The sequence below is a fragment of the Pleionea litopenaei genome (assembly GCF_031198435.1).
In the GTDB taxonomy this organism is placed as follows: Bacteria; Pseudomonadota; Gammaproteobacteria; order Enterobacterales; family Kangiellaceae; genus Pleionea; species Pleionea litopenaei.
The window spans coordinates 1575415-1594590 of the sequence record NZ_CP133548.1 but is presented as its reverse complement, the minus strand read 5'-3'; the positions used below and the strand labels follow the sequence as shown (position 1 = coordinate 1594590).

Below are 19176 nucleotides of genomic sequence, written 5' to 3'. Positions count from 1 at the left end.
CTAATATGTTTGAACTAATCGATAACTGTCAAGACAGTGCAGTTATCAAAGTGATTGGCTTGGGCGGCGGTGGCGGTAATGCTGTTGAGCATATGCTTGCTGCTAATATCGATGGTGTAGAATTTGTTTGCGCCAATACCGATGCACAAGCTTTGGGTAAGTCGAATGCGAGAACAACCATTCAGTTGGGTGGAAGCATTACTAAAGGGTTGGGCGCTGGCGCAAATCCTGAAGTTGGTCGACAAGCTGCACTAGAAGATCGTGAGCGTATTCAAGAAGTGCTTAAGGATACTGATATGGTCTTTCTGACCGCCGGAATGGGCGGTGGAACAGGTACTGGTGCTGCGCCTGTTGTGGCTGAAATTGCCAAAGAAATGGGAATCTTAACGGTTGCTGTTGTGACTAAGCCATTTTTCTTTGAGTTGAAAAAGCGCATGAAAGTTGCTGAGGAAGGTATTGCTGAGCTTCGTCGCCACGTCGACTCGTTGATTATCGTTCCGAACGATAAAGTACTCTCCGTACTGAAAGGCAAGGCTTTAACAGAAGCATTTAAAGCGGCAAACGATGTTCTTCATGGAGCTGTGCAAGGTATTGCTGAATTGATTACCCGACCCGGCCTTATCAATGTTGACTTTGCTGATGTTCGTACTGTTATGTCAGAAAAAGGCATGGCAATGATGGGAACCGGTATTGCTTCAGGTGAAAATCGAGCCAAAATTGCGGCTGAAACGGCGGTCGCGAGCCCACTGCTCGAAGATGTAGATTTATCCGGTGCTCGTGGAATTTTGGTGAACATTACTTGTGGTGAAGATATGAACATTGATGAGTTCGCTGAAGTCGGTAGCATTGTTCAAGACTTTGCTTCAGAAGAGGCCACCGTTGTTGTTGGTACTGCTATTGATCCGGAACTTAATGATGAGTTACGAGTCACAGTAGTTGCAACTGGCTTATTGGCCAAAGGTGAGCAAGCGGTCAAGCTCGTTTCTAATAAAGAAGATAATATCAAGCCAGATGGAAGTACTGATTATCAAAAGCTTGATAGACCAACGGTGATTCGCCAACAAAATGGTGGAGAGTCTAAAGCGGCAGTTGGAAGTGACATGGATTATCTCGATATTCCAGCCTTCTTGCGTAAGCAAGCCGACTAACCAAGCAACATTAACAGGTAAATGTTTCCCTTCGACATTTACCTGTTGACTCCATCAAGTGTTACAATAAGCGTTTAGAGAAGGTGTTTGGCTCTACCTCGGTATGAGATATTTGTAGCTTTGCGCAGGATATAAGACGCTGCGGCTAATTTGACAAAATTCTCAAATTGGGTAAAAAATGCACTGAAAATGTTTGAAACAGGTGTTTTATCTGGTACGATGTCGGCCTTTCAAGGAAGGGTACGGCGGAGTGGAGCTCCAGAGAAACATTTTATTGGAGTTTAGCTTAATGATCAGACAGCGTACGCTACGTACTGCCATCCGAGCAACGGGTGTGGGTCTTCACACCGGTGAAAAAGTTTACCTGACTTTACGTCCAGCACCAGTAGACACGGGTATCGTGTTTCGTCGCGTTGACCTCGATCCTGTTGTCGAGATAGCAGCGGCACCAGAAAATGTTGGCGATACAACGCTCTCTACCTGCTTAGTTAAAGGTGACGTTCGAATTTCTACTGTTGAGCATTTACTCGCTGCGATGGCAGGGTTAGGTGTCGACAATGCATTTATTGATGTTTCAGCCCCTGAAGTCCCAATTATGGACGGCAGTTCCGGCCCATTTGTATTCCTTTTGCAATCTGCGGGTATTGAAGAGCAGAGCAAAGCGAAAAAATTTATTCGTATCAAAAAGAAAGTTGTCGTTGAAGACGGCGATAAGAAGGCTACTTTTGAGCCATTCGATGGTTTCAAAGTTGCTTTTACCATAGATTTTGACCACCCAATTTTTAAAGATCGTTCACAAACGTCGGTGATTGACTTTTCAAGTACTTCTTTCGTAAAAGAAGTGAGTCGAGCACGTACTTTTGGTTTCATGAACGATATTGAGTACCTTCGCTCTAAGAATTTAGCGCAAGGCGGAAGCCTTGATAATGCGATCGTGCTCGACGATTATCGAATTTTAAATGAAGACGGACTTCGCTATGAAGACGAGTTCGTAAAACATAAGATATTGGACGCGATTGGCGATTTATATTTGTTAGGAAATAGCTTGGTTGGCTCTTTCTCAGGATACAAATCTGGCCATGCTCTCAACAATAAGCTTCTGAGAACGTTGATTGCTGATAAAGAAGCTTGGGAGACGGTTACATTTGAAGACGCAACCGCCGCTCCGATTTCTTATATAATGAATCCGATTCTATCTGTATAAGATAAGAAGCGCGCTAGAGTAACAACGCCAAGATTTGATCTTGGCGTTTTTGTATTTAATCGACTAGTTCGATGAAGCAGACGTTATTATTTTAATTGAACGTAATCCGTGGAATCCATCAGCACGAAGCGCGGTAAGAAGGTCGTGTTGTTCGAATTTTAATCGTGTAGCCCAAGTGGCCGATTCAGCTGCTATGACAAGATTATTATCTCGAAAGTTGATAACTCGGCAGTTTTTCGCTAGATTTTCGTTCAATTTTGCTTTAACTATATGGTCTAACTGTTTGATTCTTGCTAGATTGTCAAAAATAAACCTTAAAGATCCATGAGCTTCGTCCGATATAGAGTCGTATGTTTTGGGTTTTTGATTGGCCATGAAAATCGCATCGTGCGTTAAACTAGTTCGTTAGTTTAAATTATAACAAAAAAAAAGCATCGCGATAGACGATGCAATTTCTTGTGTTGCAAGGGTGTTGGAAAGATGAGCTTTACGATATTACAGCGATCCCGTCATGGGATACGAAGTTTAAAAGTTACTAAGGCAGTGATTGTTTGCGCTGCTGTATTTGCATTGGCTTTGCCAATTGTTACTGCGGTAGTCGGTTATCAATATGCGAAATACCAAGGACATTTAGCCGATGTCGATCAAACGACGATTGAAAACTGGCGACAGCAATTAAGTGAGCAAAAGGCGTCGTTAAATAAAGCCAAAGCGACTTCGCAGAAGCAATTGAATGCTTTAATGGCACGGCTGGGAATTATGCAAGCGCATGTGCGTCGGTTAGACGCAGCAGGTGCTCGAATAGCAAATGTGGCAGGAATTGACGCGAAAGAATTTAACTTTTCAGTGCCTCCGGCGATTGGCGGTCCAGAAGAGCTCGATGAATTAAAAGAGCAAGTAAGTGATGGCGAGTTTTTTAACTTACTTGATGAGCTTAGCTCTCAGCTTCTCAGTAAAGAGCAGCAGTTATCAGCCCTAGAGTCGTTAGTGTTAGACAAGCAAATAGGTGTTGAGCGTTATATTTCTGGCCGTCCAATCACAAAAGGTTGGATGTCTTCGTTTTATGGTCGACGAACCGATCCTTTTTCTGGTCGGCCAGCTTGGCATGCCGGGCTTGATTTTGCTGGCAAAGAAGGGTCTCCTGTCGTGGCAACGGCGGCAGGTGTCGTTACTTTTGTCGGAGACCGATATGGTTATGGACTGTTGGTAGAGATCAGTCATGGTGACGGCTTTGTTACTCGTTACGGCCACAACAAAGAAGCCACGGTTAAAGTGGGCGAGGTTGTCAGTAAAGGCCAACAAGTTGCTGCGATGGGTAACTCTGGGCGTTCCACTGGCGCGCATGTTCACTATGAAATTTTAAAAGATGGTAAGCAAATTAACCCACTTCGTTACGTCAACCGTAAAAGCAAATCGTAAGTCCATCGCTTTGAATTTAAAAAGGCCAGCAATGCTGGCCTTTTTTACACCTTGTAATTTCTACTAATGCCCCAAGATAGTTTCCTTAACAGAGATTTTTGCATTGTCAAGAATTCGCGTTTTACCTAGGGGGCTTATAAGGTACAATGCGTCGCAGACTTGTATTTTGATTATAAGACCGAGCCATTATGTTGAGTGCGAATCGCCTCATTGGATGGCCTCAGTCACAAGAGAATAAAGAGACAACAATGTTCGGACAATTTTTAACCAAAATTTTTGGTAGTCGCAATCAACGTATCCTCAAACGTCTTCAAAAGCGTGTCGACGCAATTAACGCGCTTGAACCCGAATTAGAAGCGCTAACCGATGAGCAACTACAAGCAAAAACCGGAGAGTTCAAAGCTCTTTTGGAACAGGGCTCTTCGTTAGATGATATTTTGAATGATGCATTCGCGGTCGCTCGAGAGGCAAGTAAGCGAGTGATGGGGATGCGTCATTTTGATGTGCAGTTAATTGGTGGCATGGTTTTACATGAAGGCAAGGTCGCAGAAATGCGTACCGGTGAAGGTAAAACGTTAGTGGCCACATTGCCAGCCTATTTGAATGCGTTGTCAGGTAAGGGCGTGCATGTCATTACCGTTAATGACTATTTAGCGCAACGTGACGCCGACTGGATGCGTCCGCTCTATGAATTTCTTGGATTATCCGTTGGCTGTGCACTATCAGGGCAGACGCATGAAGTTAAAAAAGCGGCCTATGGATGTGACATCACTTACGGCACCAACAATGAATTCGGTTTCGATTATCTTCGAGATAATATGGCGTTTAGTCTCGAAGAAATGGTTCAACGGGAATTAAATTTTGCCGTGGTCGACGAAGTCGACTCCATTTTGATCGATGAGGCGAGAACCCCATTAATAATTTCTGGCGCCATGGAAGACAGCTCTGCGCTTTACAAGCAGATGAATGCGCTTATTCCAAAGTTAGAGCAGCAGTTAACGTCGGGTGAAGATGACGATGAGGTCGTCGAAAAAGAAGGCGATTTTACGGTTGATGAGAAATCTAAACAAGTGCATTTCACCGAGCGTGGTCAAGAAAGAATAGAAGAGTTACTATTGCAATCAGGGCTGTTACCTGAGGGGCAAACACTTTATTCCGCGCAAAGTATCTCATTGCTTCATCACGTTAATGCGGCATTACGCGCGCATACGTTATTTAAGGTTGACGTTGATTATATTGTTCAAAATGGTGAAATTGTTATCGTTGATGAACACACCGGTCGAACGATGCCTGGTCGGCGTTGGTCTGAAGGATTACATCAAGCCGTTGAAGCAAAAGAAGGCGTAGCCATTCAAAATGAAAACCAAACGTTAGCGTCCATCACTTTCCAAAATTACTTCCGATTATATAACAAACTTTCCGGTATGACCGGAACGGCCGATACCGAAGCTTTCGAGTTACAACAAATTTACGGACTAGAAGTTGTGGTCATTCCAACCAATCGTCCGATGGTCAGAGACGATATGCCAGATCTTGTTTTCTTAACTCGAGAGGCAAAATACAAAGCTTTGATTGAGCAAATCGAAATTTGCCGAGATAGAGGCCAGCCAGTCTTGGTTGGTACCGCATCAATCGAAACCTCTGAGTTACTGTCATCAGTTCTTAAGAAAAAGAAAATAGACCACAAGGTTTTGAATGCGAAGTTTCACGAGCAAGAAGCGCAGATTATCGCAGACGCTGGACGACCAGGAGTAGTGACCATTGCGACTAATATGGCTGGTCGTGGAACGGATATTGTTTTAGGTGGAGCAATTAAAACAGAAATTGAAAACTTAAAGCAAAAGCACGCTGATAAAACTGACGAGCAGTTGAAAGATCAAATTACCGAACTTGAAGCAGAGTGGAAAGTTAGGCATGAGCAAGTGCTTGAAGCTGGCGGGTTAGCCATATTGGGCTCCGAACGACATGAATCGAGACGAATTGATAATCAGCTACGAGGTCGCGCCGGTCGTCAGGGTGACCCTGGTTTAAGTCGCTTTTATCTCTCTCTTGATGATGATTTGATGAGAATTTTTGCACCAGAACGTATGGTCAATATGTTACGCCGTTTAGGTTGGGAAGAAGACGAAGCCATTGAGCATAAAATGGTAACGCGTGCGATTGAAAACGCACAACGTAAAGTTGAAGCTCGAAACTTCGAAATCCGTAAACAGCTTCTCGAATACGATGATGTGGCTAACGATCAACGTAAAGTTATATACGAACAACGCCACGAATTGATGTCAACCGATGATATCTCTGACACTATCGAAGCTGTTCGTTATGATGTGCTATTAGATGATATCAGCACTTATATTCCGCCGCAGAGTATCGATTCAATGTGGGATATAAGCGGTCTAGAAGAACATATAAAGAATGAGTACTTAGTTGAACTACCAATCAGAAAGTGGCTAGATCAAGATGATGAGCTACACGAAGAAAAACTCAAAGAGCGAGTGATCGAAGAAATCGTCAACAACTACAAACAAAAGGAAGAGGTTGTTGGTGCAGAAGTCATGCGGCATTTTGAAAAGTCGGTGATGCTTCAAGCTGTTGACTCTCACTGGCGAGAGCATCTTGCTGCGATGGATCACCTACGACAAGGTATTCATTTACGTGGATACGCGCAAAAAAATCCGAAACAAGAGTATAAGCGAGAAGCTTTTGAACTGTTTACTGAAATGCTGAACTCAATCAAGCATGAAGTGATCAACGTGTTATCAAAAGTACAGGTTCGTTCAGAAGAAGACGCCGCTGCGGTCGAAGAGCAACGTCGTCGAGAAGCAGAAGCGGCACGTATGAACTTTGAGCACCAAAAAGCAAATGGATTAACCGGAGAGGCGGAGCCTGAACAAAAGCAAGATACCTTTGTAAGAGAAGGCGTTAAAGTGGGGCGTAATGATCCTTGTCCGTGTGGCTCGGGTAAAAAATACAAGCAGTGTCATGGTCGGCTAAGTTGAAGTGAGTGAGCAGATTGAAGTTGTCGCGGCGGTGATTCGCCGCGATGATCAAGTCCTCTTAGCGCAGCGACCAAAAGGAAAGCACCTTGAAGGACTGTGGGAGTTTCCCGGAGGTAAAGTCGAGTCAACCGAAAGTTATGAAGAAGCATTAGTCAGGGAGTGCGAGGAAGAGCTCGATATCACACTCGAGAATTTAGAACTGATTCATACCGTTAGATTTGAGTACCCAGAAAAAACAGTTTTGATTCGGTTTTTCATGGCATCGAGTTTTAAAGGCGAACCGAAAGGCTTAGAAGGTCAGGCATTAAAATGGTGTTCAATTGATGATTTACAACCAGACTGGTTTCCTGCGGCTAATCAAGAGGTTATCCAAATACTCCAAAAAGAATATTAAATGTTTGTGTGACTAGACGGGCTCCATTCAACTCGACGTTTAATATTATTCTTCATTTCTAGGCATATCAAATGGGTTCACAGACTCGCCTTCTATTTTGTGTGATTCATCTGCCCAATCGCCAAGGTCAATCAGCTTGCATCGTTCACTGCAGAATGGACGAAAAGGGAAACTGTCGTTCCACGCGACAGACGATTTACAGTTTGGACAACTAACGAGAAGATCTTTTTTCATATATTTCAGGTTACTTTTTATTGGTAAGTGAGTCAGTTTGTTGACTTGAGACTCTGGGCTCACGTTTTAGTATCGGGTGAAATGGTAACGATTTTAGGTTAACGCCAGCCGCATAGAGCAATTTTAAAGGCTATTTTATCGCGAAACTTTGTTTTTCGCAGCTCTGAATCCAAACGATAAAAATGGATCGATGCGCAATGTTTACTCGCACTAACTTCAGGGAAAACGAGCTTATCATCAAGCTTAATTCTGATCAGGTTGGTACTCGATGGCAGTTTGTCGACAAGATAATCACCAATCGGTGCTTCCACGGCCGTAAAAGAAGACAGTTCTCGAGTAAGCCTTAATATAACGGAAACGGACTTTTCTAGTCCTTCAAGCATCTCTAGCCAACGTTTAAAGTGCTGCGCCTGAAATACGGGCTCTTGAAAACCGAATACAGCTAACTCAGGCGAGTCCGCTGAAATAACTCCGGTGTTCAGGCTTTGTTTGCTAGAAACGGTCGATAGAAAAGGGTCGCGACGTAAGCTATCGCCAATTTTTCCATGAAAATTAATTGCCCAATGATGGAGCTTCTTCAATTGATTTAAGAAATTGTCTAGCTTCACTTTGTCAACGGCTGGGTTGTCTTGAAGTTTTTGATAGTGATTGGCCTGAATTTCCAGTTCTTTGATTAACTCATTTTTTATGTCGACTCGAAGTAAAAACTCTGAAAGGTTTTCAAATAATAGTAGCGCGGCTTGATAAGACTCTGGGCTCTTGTTCGATATTAAGCGACGAAGCTGTGCAAAAGCAGACTCGACTCGTAAAAAGTGTCGGTAAACTTGTGACAGCGAGAACTCAAAAATCATAAGTCACCAATTCTCTGCAAGCGCTCGATATTTTTGATGCATCTCGTTGACTTGCTTTTTTAAGTTTTCAATTGAACCAGAGTTGTCGATTATATCATCGGCATGAGAGAGTCGATATTCTCGGCTGACTTGGCGTGCCATAATATCCTTTACATTTTCTTCAGTAACCTTGTCTCTTTCAGTCACTCGAGCAACCTGCATAGCTTCTGGTAAGTCAACGATGAGAACTCGATCCGTCATTTCATTGAGTTTATTTTCAAACAACAGTGGTACATCTAAGATCACATAAACACCGGTAGCATTATCCACTTGGTTGAGTATTTCTTTACGAATAATAGGGTGCAAACATCCATTGAGCCAATGTAATTGTTGCTCGTCTGCAAAAACAATTTCTCGTAACTCCGCTCGATTTAGAGAGCCATCAGTGTTAATGACTTTAGGGCCAAACTTTTGTGCAATTTCATGGATAGCTGGAGAACCTGGCTCTACGACATCGCGTGCGATTTTATCGGCATCAATGACTTCAACATTTTTCAGTCGAAAAAGGTTGGCGACAGTGGATTTGCCACTGCCTATGCCACCTGTTAAACCAATTTTTAGCATGCCGAAAGAACTTACAATCCTGTCGATCGCAAATAATATTGGATGATAACGTCGCCCCAGAAAATGCCGATAAAGCCAGCAACAGCAAGGTATGGACCAAAAGGAATTTGCGTCGACCGTTCAGATTTTTTGAGCATCATCATTGTAATACCAATGATTGCTCCGACACCGGCTGACAGCACAATGATTAGGAATAGCTTTTGGTATCCAGCGAAGGCACCTAAAGCGGCGAGTAGCTTAAAATCGCCATAGCCCATGCCTTCCTTTTTAGTGGCGAGTTTGAAGAGCCAATAAAAGCTCCACAATGATAAGTAACCAAATAAAGCACCTAAAAGTGCATCCTCTAAGGGGATTGTCCAACCTTTAAAAGCGGCAAATAAACCTAGCCAGAGTAAAATATAGTTGATCGGATCAGGGAGAATCTTATGGTCGGCGTCGATAAATATTTGAACAATTAGCAACGCGCTTAGGGCAAGGTAAATCACGGTTTGCCATGACCATCCATAACTCCAAGCTATCCAACCGAAAGCAGCGGCGGTTAGAAGCTCAATAAAAGGATAGCGCAAACTAATATGACTCTTACATTGGGTGCACTTACCTCTTTGTATAAGGTAACTGATTACGGGAATATTTTCCCAACTTCGAATGAGATGGTTACACTGCGGACAGCGTGAGCGGGGGAAAACGATATTAAATTTTTTATCGTCTAAGCGCGGATCTTTAGCACTACCTGTAATTTGGTAGCCCTGCTCCTCTAATATCTCTTTTGCCATATCGCGCCATTCTCGAAACAGCATAATGGGATAGCGAAATATAACGACATTTAAAAAACTGCCGACCAAAAGGCCGGCAATGATGAGTGTTACAGTCAGAGCCGTTAGGTTGCTCTGCAAAAAGTCGATAACGGTCATTTAAACAACGGCACCTAACTGGAAGATTGGTAAGTACATCGCAACGATTAAGCCACCCACAAGAACCCCAAGAACAGCCATGATGAGTGGTTCCAAAAGTGAGCTCAACCCATCAACCGCATCGTCAACTTCACGCTCATAAATGTCAGCGATTTTAGTTAACATGGCGTCGATTGAACCGGATTCTTCACCGATAGCGACCATTTGATTAACCATATTAGGGAAAAGGCCTGAATTAACCATGGATATGTTCATTTGCATACCGGTAGTGACGTCTTCTTTAATTTTCAACAGACCAGTACGATAAACATAGTTACCAGACGCGCCTGCCGCCGAGTCTAGTGCTTCAACCAATGGAACACCTGCTGCAAAGGTGGTTGAAAGTGTACGAGCAAATCGGGCTACCGCGGCTTTGTTTAAAATATCTCCAATGATCGGTAGCTTGAGAATCATTTTATCTTTGCCATTTCTAAAGTTCTCAGAGGTTCGATTGAGATGCCTGATGACAAAAAAGGCAGCGATAATAATGCCTAAGCAAATTAACCAATTGGCTTGAAGCCATTCAGATATTCCGATAACAAACATGGTGAATGCAGGAAGTTCTGCACCAAAGTTCGCGAAAATGCCTTGGAATTGTGGAACCACGAAAATCAACAATATGGCAGTAACGATAACGGCAACCACAACAACGGCGATAGGGTAAAAGAGCGCTTTCTTAATTTTCGATTTCAGTGCTTCGGTTTTCTCTTTATACGTTGCAATTCGATCAAGCATGCCCTCAAGAGCACCTGATTGCTCACCAGCTGCCACGAGGTCGCAGAACAGGTCATCGAACTGTCTGGGGTGCTTGCGCAGTGATTCGGCCATGGTTGAGCCAGCCTCAATGTCGGCTTTGATAGTCAGTATTAGCTCTTGAACCGAGGGGTTTTCATGCCCTTTACCGATAATGTCAAAGGACTGAACGAGAGGTACACCGGCTTTCATCATGGTTGCGAGTTGACGGGCAACCAGAGCGATGTCTGCAGGCGTGATTGGCTTTTTGCCGCCCCCGAATAAAGGCTGTGGCTTCTTCACGACCTTTTGCGGGATCACACCTTGCTTGCGTAATTGGGCCTTCGCGATGGCTTGAGTATCTGCAGTTAACTCGCCTTTGATCTTATTACCTTTTTTATCGACACCTGAATAGGTAAACACCGTTACCTTAGGTGCTTTTTCTTTCGATGCAGATTTTTTTGGGTTGCAACAGCCATTATTTTAATCCTGTGTTACGCGGTTGACCTCTTCGAGAGAAGTGACCCCTTGAATAACCTTGAGTAAACCTGACTTTCTCAAGTCGTTTACGCCTTCTTTTGCTGCTTGATCAGCAATATCGATGGCATTGCCACCTTCCATAATGATCCGACCCATGGTTTCAGAGACGGGCATTACTTGATAAATACCAACACGTCCTTTATACCCTTGCGTACAATTATCACAACCAACTGGTTCATAAATTTCGAAAGTTCCTATTTGTTCTTCCGTAAATCCCAGCTCTAATTGTGCTTCTTTGGGAATATCGATGACCCGTTTACAATGGCTGCACAATCTTCGTGCTAATCGCTGTGCAATAACTAGATTGACACTCGTTGCGATATTGAAAGGTGCAACGCCCATATTGACCAGACGAGTCAAGGTTTCTGGAGCGCTGTTGGTGTGCAAAGTGGACAGTACCATATGACCCGTTTGTGCGGCTTTGATGGCGATTTCTGCAGTTTCTAGGTCACGAATCTCACCAACCAGAATAACGTCAGGATCTTGTCGAAGGAAAGCTCGAAGGGCAGAGGAGAAATCTAATCCAGCCTTGGGGTTTACATTGACCTGATTGATCCCTGACAAGTTAATCTCAACCGGGTCTTCTGCGGTCGAAATATTTCGCTCGGGTTGGTTGAGCATGTTAACACCCGTGTAAAGAGAAACCGTTTTACCCGAACCTGTCGGACCGGTAACCAAGACCATGCCTTGAGGCTTAAATAGACATTCTTCATACAGTTTGCGTTGCTCCGGCTCATAGCCTAACACTTCGATACCTAACATGGCGCTCGAAGGGTCGAGTATACGCATAACGATTTTTTCGCCGAAAAGTGTTGGCAGAGTGCTAACACGAAAGTCGATGGCTTTGTTCTTTGACAGTTTTAACTTAATCCGACCATCTTGTGGTTTTCGCTTTTCTGAAATGTCGAGTCGAGACATGACTTTTAAACGTGCTGAAATGCGGGTCGACAGATTTACTGGAGGGCTAGACACTTCATGTAAGATGCCATCGATACGAAAGCGGACGCGATAGTTTTTCTCGTAGGGTTCGAAGTGTAAATCTGAAGCGCCTTTTTTAATCGCATCGAGTAAAATCTTATTCACGAAACGAACAATAGGCGCATCGTCACCGCTAGCATCGTCGTCGTCGGCTGGTTTAGTGTCTCCGCTTTCAACATCGAGGTTTTCGAGATCGGCGTCGTCAAACTCAGCAAGGTTTTGACTGTCTTGTTCTTCAATGATTTTATCAATCAGCGGCTCGAGCTTTTTCTGCTCGACTAGAACGGCCTCAACGGTCAGTTTGCTGTGAAACTGAATTTCATCAAGGGCGATTAAGTTGGTCGGGTCTGAAACAGCAACGAATAAGCGATTTCCACGTTTGAAAATAGGGGTTGCTTGATGCTTGGCGATAAGCTTCTCATCGACTACGCCTTTGGGAATTTGGTCATAATCGAGTGAACTTAGGTCGAAAATAGGTACACCGAATTCAACGGAAGCCAAGTTAACCAGAACATCTGATGGAATTATTTGATTATCAATCAAATACTTGACGATTGGCGTCGATGTTTTTTGCGCAGCTTGTCCGGCCTCGGCTGCTTGTGTTTCGCTGATGAGGCCTTCATTGACTAAGCGTCGGGTGAGTCCACTAACAAAAGTTCCAGACATAAGATTCAAAATTTAATTACAATTCTGATAGTTATAGCATTATTTTAGTAAAACTTCTAAGTTTTCGTGCGTTCTTCAATGAGGGAATTTTAAAAAATTTGACGTATTTATCGAACCAACAAAAAAGCCGCCCAAAGGGCGGCTTTTTCTAAAGCTAAGCCTGAATTAACGGCAGTTAGCTGGAACGTGCTTTGGAAGACCAGCAGTAGTCGCACAAACCCAAGTGATTGGCGCTTCTGGAGCTGCTTGGTTAGGAGTCAAAGTGATGACTGGCTCAGTTGTTGCACCAGTACCTTGAGTTCCACCCATAGTAATAGTGATTACGCCAGTAGCGTCAGTGATAGCGATGCTGTTTACATAATCAGTACCACCCGCTGGGAAAGTATAACCAGTGTTAGCTGCAGTTACGTTAGCTAGACCACCTAAAGATGCAGCAGTTTCTGCAACAGCAGTTTTCGCTTCAGCACCTAATGCTAAACCTTCAGATACTTTTGAACGGATAGTGTAATCTTGGTACGCAGGAAGAGCGATAGCTGCAAGAATACCGATGATCGCAACAACGATCATTAATTCGATTAAGGTAAAACCTGAGTTAGTTTTTTTCATGTGTAAACTCCAATATGAGGTTGTGAATTGACTTCGCCATAAACTATGCGAGAGGCGTGCCAACTTTTAGATTATCAATAACTCACTGTAAGTAAAGACTTTTAGCAGCACCAATTGTTGCTTTTGTTAATTGAGTCGCTTTTTATCTTCAGTTAAGTGACACAATTTGTTACTTAGAGTGACAAATTTTGTCAGTTCTTTACGTTAATGGCTCATCCGTGTCACCTAGCTGCCAGCGAAAGCTTAGACTGACTGCGCAATGCTGAGCGCTTTGCACCGTCAGATTTGCTGCCTTCCGAGCTTCAAACGGGCAGGAACTGCTAAAACCATAGTCATAGCTGCCGATAAGTTCAAGCTAGTTGATGTTGACGAATGACGATTATGAGCCCGCTTTTGTGCCTAACAATGGTTACTCTAGGTTAACCCTTAAACTGAGATCGAGTGCTGAGATATGTTTGGTGAGCGCGCCCACAGAGATAAAGTCCACACCTGTCTCTGCAATTGAGCGAATGGTAGCCAAGGTCACGTCACCTGAGGCTTCAAGTTTAGCCGGGCGGCTTTGTTGCTGGTTGAGTTTGACCGCTGCATTCATCATATCTAAAGAAAAATTATCCAGCATAATATAGTCAGCACCAGCTTCGAGCGCTTCATTGAGCTCATCAATGGACTCAACTTCGACTTCTAACTTGAGCGATGAGTTGAGATTTCGCGCGGAGTTCACCGCAGCCGTAATAGAGCCGGCCGCGGCAATATGATTCTCCTTAATCAGAAAAGCGTCAAACAATCCAATGCGATGGTTTTGACCCCCGCCAACGGTTACCGCGTATTTTTGCGCCAACCTCAACCCCGGAATGGTTTTTCGAGTATCTAAAAGCTGGCAGCGTGTGCCTGTGAGTTGCTCTGCGAAACGGCTAGTAATAGTCGCACAAGCAGAAAGGGTTTGGATAAAGTTCATGGCCGTTCTTTCTCCGGTCAAAATAGACCTTGCATCACCAGAAAGCGTTAGCAGGGTATCGTTAGGTGAAAGAGAGTCGCCATCTTTTTTAAGCCAGGTTAGCTCAACTTGGCCGCCAAGTTGCCGGAATACTTCTTCTGCCCATGCTTGGCCGCATAAGATGCCTTGCTCTCGACATATTAATTGCGCATGCGCGGTTTTATCCGGAGCAATCAGCTCTGCAGTAAAATCACGGTTAATTGGGCCTAGGTCTTCCTCAAGCGCGAGTTGGACGGACTGTTGAATAGATACCGCGAGAGATTTTTGATTCATTATTTGCTCTAAAATGGTCTATGATTTGGCTAGCAACTCTCTATTTTAGCGGTATTGAAGTAAGGAGCAAAGCGGCTTAGCGCTTAGTTTAAGGAAAAGCCCGTCGATTTGAGTCTAAATTCTCTGAAAAATGGTTGTGGGAACCCGAGATGATGTCTGATTATTGCGGACTCGGTAGGTGCAAGAAGGCGAATGATGAACAGGTTCGCAGACACTTTGTGACTATCTCAATGATGCAATAAAAAATCTCGATAAACTTTGAGTCTTTGTGAGGCGTATCACACCGCAAAATTGAGATTTGGACTACTTTTTAATCATGCTGTCCACTTAATCTGCACTAAGTGAGAATTTTTGAGGTACCACAGTAGTGAGTAAAAAGCCGAATATTGTCAATTTCGAGCGTGACTCCCACGAGACTTTCGTCGGCGAGAAACCTACATTGTCCAATTTAGTCACCCATATTAAAGACTTATCGATTAACGAGTTGGTGTTGTTGTTGAACAGAATGCTTGATTCTGCCGACGATAAACTGTTCGATATGGCAGATAAGTCGAATGAGGTGACCTTTTTTAACGCCATGCGTCAGGTACGCATTAAGCGGCAAGGACTGGTCAACATATTCCGACAAGAGCTTGAGTTTTCCTTTAAAAAGCAACTTGGCGTGGCCTCGGATACCCCAAAATTCGATAACGTCGAAGCCATTTCTTTAGACAGTTTGAGTCTTGTACAAGAAGATGATCTCGAAGAAGATCTTGCGGTCGATGCCATGGTCAATAAAGGCAGAAATGACAATTCTGTCGCTCTGGAGCATATCTGTACTCGGTTAGACACTCTTTGTCCAACCGTTTCAGTCACCCAGTCAACCAATCCTCTTGATCCACGATTTATTGCAGAGGCTTTCCGCACCAGCAGTCACAGCTTAGAGCTTGATGTTCAATCTCGGTTGATTGTCTTTAAACTGTTCGAACGGTCAGTTATTGAAAGTCTCAAAGATGTTTACTTAGAAGTGAACGAAGAGTTCGCTGAAAAGGGAGTATTGCCTGATTTGCATAAGCGGCGTCCTCGTCGGGTTGAGCGTGAGCGGGCAAAGCGAGAGTCGGAAGACAATAAAGGTCAAACAAAAGAAGAGCTTCGGGACGAGGTTCGAGAGGAAGTTTTTAATACCCTGCGTGACCTTATTGGCAACCGAAAAGTGGCGTATCCGGAAGGAACGCAAGTCGTTGAAACCGATCAATTGGTTAATGCATTGACCAATTTGCAACGCGATCCTGGTTATTCTCCGCGAGATTTATCGACCCCAGAACAAGTGCGCCATATTTTAGGCGGGTTTTTACCTGCTACTCAAGGCCATGTGAACGGTGGAACCATTGGCAATGTGAATGACGACGTTATCGACATTGTTACCATGCTGTTCGACTTTATTCTGGATGACAAGAATCTGCATAACGACATTAAAGCGATGATCGCTCGTTTACAGATTCCAATGCTCAAAGTTGGCTTAGTTGACAGAACCTTTTTTAGTGACCGCCAGCATCCCGCTCGTAAGTTATTAAATGAGTTGTCGCGTGCCGGTATCGGCTGGGTTCCGATGGGCGAGAATAGTGTTGATCCTTTGTTAAATAAGATCTCGCAAATTGTAGAAACCATTACAACTGAATTTCGAGACGATGTCGGTTTGTTCTCAAACCTACTCAATGATTTTGAAGCCTTCAAATCGCAAGACAACAAGCGCACTTCTATTTTAGAGAAGCGCATGAAAGAAGCTGAAGAAGGCAAAGCCAAAGCAGATAATGCTCGGCAAAAAGTGAACAGTGAAATTGCGCGAATGTGTCATGGGCGCATTATTGCAGAGCCAGTGAAGCACATTCTCAAAGAAGCTTGGACGAACGTTTTATTTCTTGAGTTGTTAAAGCCAAACAATCAAGAAGGCTGGGAAAAAGCCCTTAAAGTTGCAGAGTTTTTAGTTTGGAGTGTACAACCAAAGGGCAATGAAGAAGCTAAGGCGAAGTTGAAAAAAATTATGGTCAGTTTGATCAAAAACTTACGCCTTGGCATGAATCGAATTTCCTTTAATTCTTATCGGTCAAGCCAACTTCTTGAGGAGCTTGAAGAGTGTCATCGTAAAATATTGGCGTTGCCACTGGTCACCCATCAACCTCAATCAGATGATTCTGTTAATCAACCGTCACCAACAGAGACAATCGGTGAAGCTGCGACGGAAGAAACGGTTAAAGAACTTTCTTTGCCGATCAGCGAGCCAGTCCAAGTGAAGAAAGATTCAACGGAGCAAACACCAATAGAAGCGTTAGAGGAACTCCAAGATCACTCAGATCCAGTGTTTGAGACGGTGGAACAATTGCAAGGTGGTTCGTGGCTAGAAATGGCAACGGTGACACCTGACGAAAAACAACGATGTAAGTTGGCCGCGCATATTGTGAGTTCAGACAAATACATTTTTGTAAATCGAACCGGAATGAAGCTTGCAGAATTGACCAAAGGTCGACTTGCAGCTGGGCTAAAGGCTGGGTTGATAGCGATATTAGACGATGCTGCTTTGTTTGATCGTGCACTTGAGTCGGTAATTACCAATTTGCGATCAATGAAAGAAGCTTAATATTGGTTCATTAGAACCAGAGTTCGATGTTTGCAACCTAAACGAAGCGTTTGCTTTTTTATAGTAGTCTAGGTTTAATGGCATTTTTGCAATCGAGTTGAAATGCCATTGACTGCTCAAGACCCAAACCATCAAGATTCTTCAAAGCTATCTGCTGAAAGGCAAATGGCAAATTCTCTTAAGTTGAAAAAAATACCATCACCCTTTCATAACGAGCGACCAAATCAGACGATCGTTGATCTATTGGTCATTCACAATATTAGTCTGCCTCCCGGTCAGTTTGGCACCGGAAAGGTAGAAGAATTTTTCACGGGCAAATTAAACTCAGAAGAGCATCCTTTTTTTGAAGAAATTAAAGATCTACAAGTATCCGCTCATTATTTTATCGATCGCACGGGGTCGGTGATTGAGTTTGTCGACCCGGATCAACGAGCTTGGCATGCGGGGGTGTCATCATGGCACGGACGAGAGAATTGCAATGACTTTTCCATTGGCATTGAACTCGAGGGGACGGACAGCCAACCTTATTCTGACGCTCAATACTTTAGTTTGACTCAGTTGGTTGAGTTGTTAATGACGCGGTATCCAGCAATTTCGGCTGAGCGGATTGTTGGTCATTGCGATATCGCACCTACCCGTAAAACGGATCCTGGAGAGAGTTTCGATTGGCAACGATTCCGTGAATTATTGTCATGCCCTTAAGCATGACTTTCATAGACAAGTAGACCGGCTCTAGACAAGTGGACAAGCAAATGATTAAACTCAGCAGAGGTCATCGCACTGTTCAGTGCAATTTAATTGAAATCTAATTTTAGATGAGATTCAAAAAGCGGTTGTTCGCAACAGAAGGGTAAATTCAATGACTTTAATTGTTTTAGTTGCGGTACTGATTTTAGAGACGTTTGCAAGCCATCTCGCGGGGCTGCGAAACCATCATAGAATTGTGCAGTATGCCGATTCTTGGCAAGCGATTTTTGACTCTAGTAAACAATTAAATCCGTGGTTAGTTAGCTTCTTAGTTCTTTTACCTCCTGTAGTAATTGCGAGTGTTTTACTGCAGTCACAACCGGGAGTGTTTGGTTTTCTGTTCCAGCTTGCCGTAGCCGTTGCCATTGTCTTTTGGAGTTTGGGACCAAAAACATTAGCCGACTTCTACCGTCAACAGTTAGGGACCGAAGGAGAGCAAGGCGTTCCAACGAACGACGAAGAGCGCGCATTGGCACAAGGTTTAATTAACTATGCGCATCAAGGATTTTTGGCCGTTTTGATATGGCTAGTATTGCTCGGGCCCGTCGCTGCTTTAATCTATCGAGTCGTACACCATTTAGCTGAGAGTGAGCGAACGACCCCGGAAGACTCCAGTAACCCAGTTTGGCAGACGCTTTTTCATATTGTTGATTGGATTCCAACACGGCTTTCGGCGTTATTGTTTATGTTGACTGGAAATTTTGCGACCGGCTTTAGCGCATTCAAACAAGAGGCATTGAGCACCGATGCCAACAACGCTCAACTGTTAACCGACACCGCACTTAAAAGCATGACCTTCGAAGCCGAAGACGTTCACAGTAGCCTGAGTGAGGCTCGGCATTCTTGTGAGCGTTGCTTAATTTTACTCACGGTTCTCATCGCTTTGATGTCATTCTTTCAACTAACTTAGTCGCTCAAGGCAATAGTGGGTGACACCAAAAACACAGAATGCACCAAAATAATGCAGTGTGTATAAGCTTTGTTGAAATTTAATTCCAGAAATAGCGGCTTATTGGCGAATAACTTTCAGAATTTTTGTAAATAAATTACATAAAAGCACTGGTATGTCCTTCATTTTCACTTTTCCTCTGGTATCATACGGCTCCATTATCATCTGCACGTTAGTTTTTGTCTTTGAAACTTTCGCTCTCGATCAAACTAACGTAATGAATTAGTTAAGTTTTTTAATTGTATGCGTCCTCAAAAGGTCGCAAAACAAGGCAA

At 43.6% G+C, this 19176-nt stretch carries 17 protein-coding genes; 8 read left to right on the top strand and 9 right to left on the bottom strand.

Features of this window, described 5'->3' with window-relative positions; translation table 11 throughout:
* Positions 1–5: 5 nt before the first annotated feature.
* Both ftsZ and lpxC read left to right on the top strand, forming a co-directional pair.
* Positions 6–1148, top strand: coding sequence for a cell division protein FtsZ (ftsZ, locus tag Q9312_RS07075; RefSeq protein WP_309204483.1), 1143 nt, complete (start codon positions 6–8; stop codon positions 1146–1148).
* 289 nt (positions 1149–1437) lie between these two features.
* Complete coding sequence (lpxC, locus tag Q9312_RS07070; protein ID WP_309203889.1) at positions 1438–2352, top strand: UDP-3-O-acyl-N-acetylglucosamine deacetylase; 915 nt, start codon at positions 1438–1440, stop codon at positions 2350–2352.
* Between the two features lie 63 nt (positions 2353–2415).
* Here lpxC and Q9312_RS19435 read toward each other — a convergent pair whose 3' ends face one another.
* Positions 2416–2727 carry a DciA family protein gene (locus Q9312_RS19435; RefSeq protein WP_353961555.1) on the bottom strand — a complete coding sequence of 104 codons (312 nt, stop codon included), beginning with the start codon at positions 2725–2727 and terminating at the stop codon, positions 2416–2418.
* Positions 2728–2832: 105 nt separating this feature from the next.
* Here Q9312_RS19435 and Q9312_RS07065 point away from each other — a divergent pair, with 105 nt between their 5' ends.
* From Q9312_RS07065 to mutT, 3 genes are all read left to right on the top strand, one after another.
* Positions 2833–3771: a M23 family metallopeptidase gene (locus Q9312_RS07065; RefSeq protein WP_309203888.1), complete on the top strand. Its 939-nt coding sequence runs from the start codon at positions 2833–2835 to the stop codon at positions 3769–3771.
* Positions 3772–4019: 248 nt separating this feature from the next.
* A complete protein-coding gene (gene secA, locus Q9312_RS07060; protein ID WP_309203887.1) occupies positions 4020–6770 on the top strand; it encodes a preprotein translocase subunit SecA in 2751 nt (916 codons plus the stop codon).
* 1 nt (position 6771) lies between these two features.
* Positions 6772–7164 (top strand): 8-oxo-dGTP diphosphatase MutT, encoded by a 393-nt coding sequence (gene mutT / locus Q9312_RS07055; RefSeq protein WP_309203886.1) that lies wholly within the window; start codon positions 6772–6774, stop codon positions 7162–7164.
* Between the two features lie 45 nt (positions 7165–7209).
* Here the strand turns inward: mutT and Q9312_RS07050 are convergent, their stop codons facing one another.
* The 8 genes from Q9312_RS07050 to nadC all read right to left on the bottom strand — a co-directional run bounded on the left by Q9312_RS07050 (position 7210) and on the right by nadC (position 14591).
* Positions 7210–7398 (bottom strand): DNA gyrase inhibitor YacG, encoded by a 189-nt coding sequence (locus Q9312_RS07050; protein WP_309203885.1) that lies wholly within the window; start codon positions 7396–7398, stop codon positions 7210–7212.
* Positions 7399–7496: 98 nt separating this feature from the next.
* Positions 7497–8249: a cell division protein ZapD gene (gene zapD, locus Q9312_RS07045; RefSeq protein WP_309203884.1), complete on the bottom strand. Its 753-nt coding sequence runs from the start codon at positions 8247–8249 to the stop codon at positions 7497–7499.
* A 3-nt stretch (positions 8250–8252) separates the two neighbouring features.
* Positions 8253–8852, bottom strand: coding sequence for a dephospho-CoA kinase (gene coaE / locus Q9312_RS07040; protein WP_309203882.1), 600 nt, complete (start codon positions 8850–8852; stop codon positions 8253–8255).
* Between the two features lie 11 nt (positions 8853–8863).
* A complete protein-coding gene (locus Q9312_RS07035; RefSeq protein ID WP_309203881.1) occupies positions 8864–9763 on the bottom strand; it encodes a prepilin peptidase in 900 nt (299 codons plus the stop codon).
* Complete coding sequence (locus Q9312_RS07030; RefSeq protein ID WP_309203880.1) at positions 9764–10957, bottom strand: type II secretion system F family protein; 1194 nt, start codon at positions 10955–10957, stop codon at positions 9764–9766.
* A 60-nt stretch (positions 10958–11017) separates the two neighbouring features.
* A complete protein-coding gene (pilB, locus tag Q9312_RS07025) occupies positions 11018–12718 on the bottom strand; it encodes a type IV-A pilus assembly ATPase PilB (RefSeq protein ID WP_309203879.1) in 1701 nt (566 codons plus the stop codon).
* A gap of 165 nt (positions 12719–12883) precedes the next feature.
* Entirely contained in the window at positions 12884–13324 is a 441-nt protein-coding gene (locus tag Q9312_RS07020) for a pilin (protein ID WP_309203878.1), read from the bottom strand.
* 409 nt (positions 13325–13733) lie between these two features.
* Positions 13734–14591, bottom strand: coding sequence for a carboxylating nicotinate-nucleotide diphosphorylase (gene nadC / locus Q9312_RS07015; RefSeq protein WP_309203877.1), 858 nt, complete (start codon positions 14589–14591; stop codon positions 13734–13736).
* A gap of 367 nt (positions 14592–14958) precedes the next feature.
* On the opposite strand from nadC, the gene Q9312_RS07010 reads away from it, so the two are divergent.
* The 3 genes from Q9312_RS07010 (at position 14959) to ampE (ending at position 18862) form a co-directional block, all read left to right on the top strand.
* Positions 14959–17205, top strand: a complete 2247-nt coding sequence (locus Q9312_RS07010) for a DUF1631 domain-containing protein (RefSeq protein WP_309203876.1) — start codon at positions 14959–14961, stop codon at positions 17203–17205.
* A 102-nt stretch (positions 17206–17307) separates the two neighbouring features.
* Positions 17308–17907: a 1,6-anhydro-N-acetylmuramyl-L-alanine amidase AmpD gene (gene ampD / locus Q9312_RS07005; protein WP_309203875.1), complete on the top strand. Its 600-nt coding sequence runs from the start codon at positions 17308–17310 to the stop codon at positions 17905–17907.
* A gap of 157 nt (positions 17908–18064) precedes the next feature.
* Positions 18065–18862 (top strand): regulatory signaling modulator protein AmpE, encoded by a 798-nt coding sequence (gene ampE / locus Q9312_RS07000; RefSeq protein WP_309203874.1) that lies wholly within the window; start codon positions 18065–18067, stop codon positions 18860–18862.
* Positions 18863–19176 lie beyond the last annotated feature (314 nt).

Coding starts and splice junctions, on each gene's coding strand:
- pilB (WP_309203879.1), bottom strand. CDS start 12,718: ATGTCTGGAACTTTTGTTAGTGGACTCACCCGACGCTTAGTCAATGAA.
- lpxC (WP_309203889.1), top strand. CDS start 1,438: ATGATCAGACAGCGTACGCTACGTACTGCCATCCGAGCAACGGGTGTG.
- ampE (WP_309203874.1), top strand. CDS start 18,065: ATGACTTTAATTGTTTTAGTTGCGGTACTGATTTTAGAGACGTTTGCA.
- Q9312_RS07035 (WP_309203881.1), bottom strand. CDS start 9,763: ATGACCGTTATCGACTTTTTGCAGAGCAACCTAACGGCTCTGACTGTA.
- coaE (WP_309203882.1), bottom strand. CDS start 8,852: ATGCTAAAAATTGGTTTAACAGGTGGCATAGGCAGTGGCAAATCCACT.
- zapD (WP_309203884.1), bottom strand. CDS start 8,249: ATGATTTTTGAGTTCTCGCTGTCACAAGTTTACCGACACTTTTTACGA.
- ftsZ (WP_309204483.1), top strand. CDS start 6: ATGTTTGAACTAATCGATAACTGTCAAGACAGTGCAGTTATCAAAGTG.
- Q9312_RS07065 (WP_309203888.1), top strand. CDS start 2,833: ATGAGCTTTACGATATTACAGCGATCCCGTCATGGGATACGAAGTTTA.
- secA (WP_309203887.1), top strand. CDS start 4,020: ATGTTCGGACAATTTTTAACCAAAATTTTTGGTAGTCGCAATCAACGT.
- nadC (WP_309203877.1), bottom strand. CDS start 14,591: ATGAATCAAAAATCTCTCGCGGTATCTATTCAACAGTCCGTCCAACTC.
- Q9312_RS19435 (WP_353961555.1), bottom strand. CDS start 2,727: ATGGCCAATCAAAAACCCAAAACATACGACTCTATATCGGACGAAGCT.
- Q9312_RS07050 (WP_309203885.1), bottom strand. CDS start 7,398: ATGAAAAAAGATCTTCTCGTTAGTTGTCCAAACTGTAAATCGTCTGTC.
- Q9312_RS07020 (WP_309203878.1), bottom strand. CDS start 13,324: ATGAAAAAAACTAACTCAGGTTTTACCTTAATCGAATTAATGATCGTT.
- ampD (WP_309203875.1), top strand. CDS start 17,308: ATGCCATTGACTGCTCAAGACCCAAACCATCAAGATTCTTCAAAGCTA.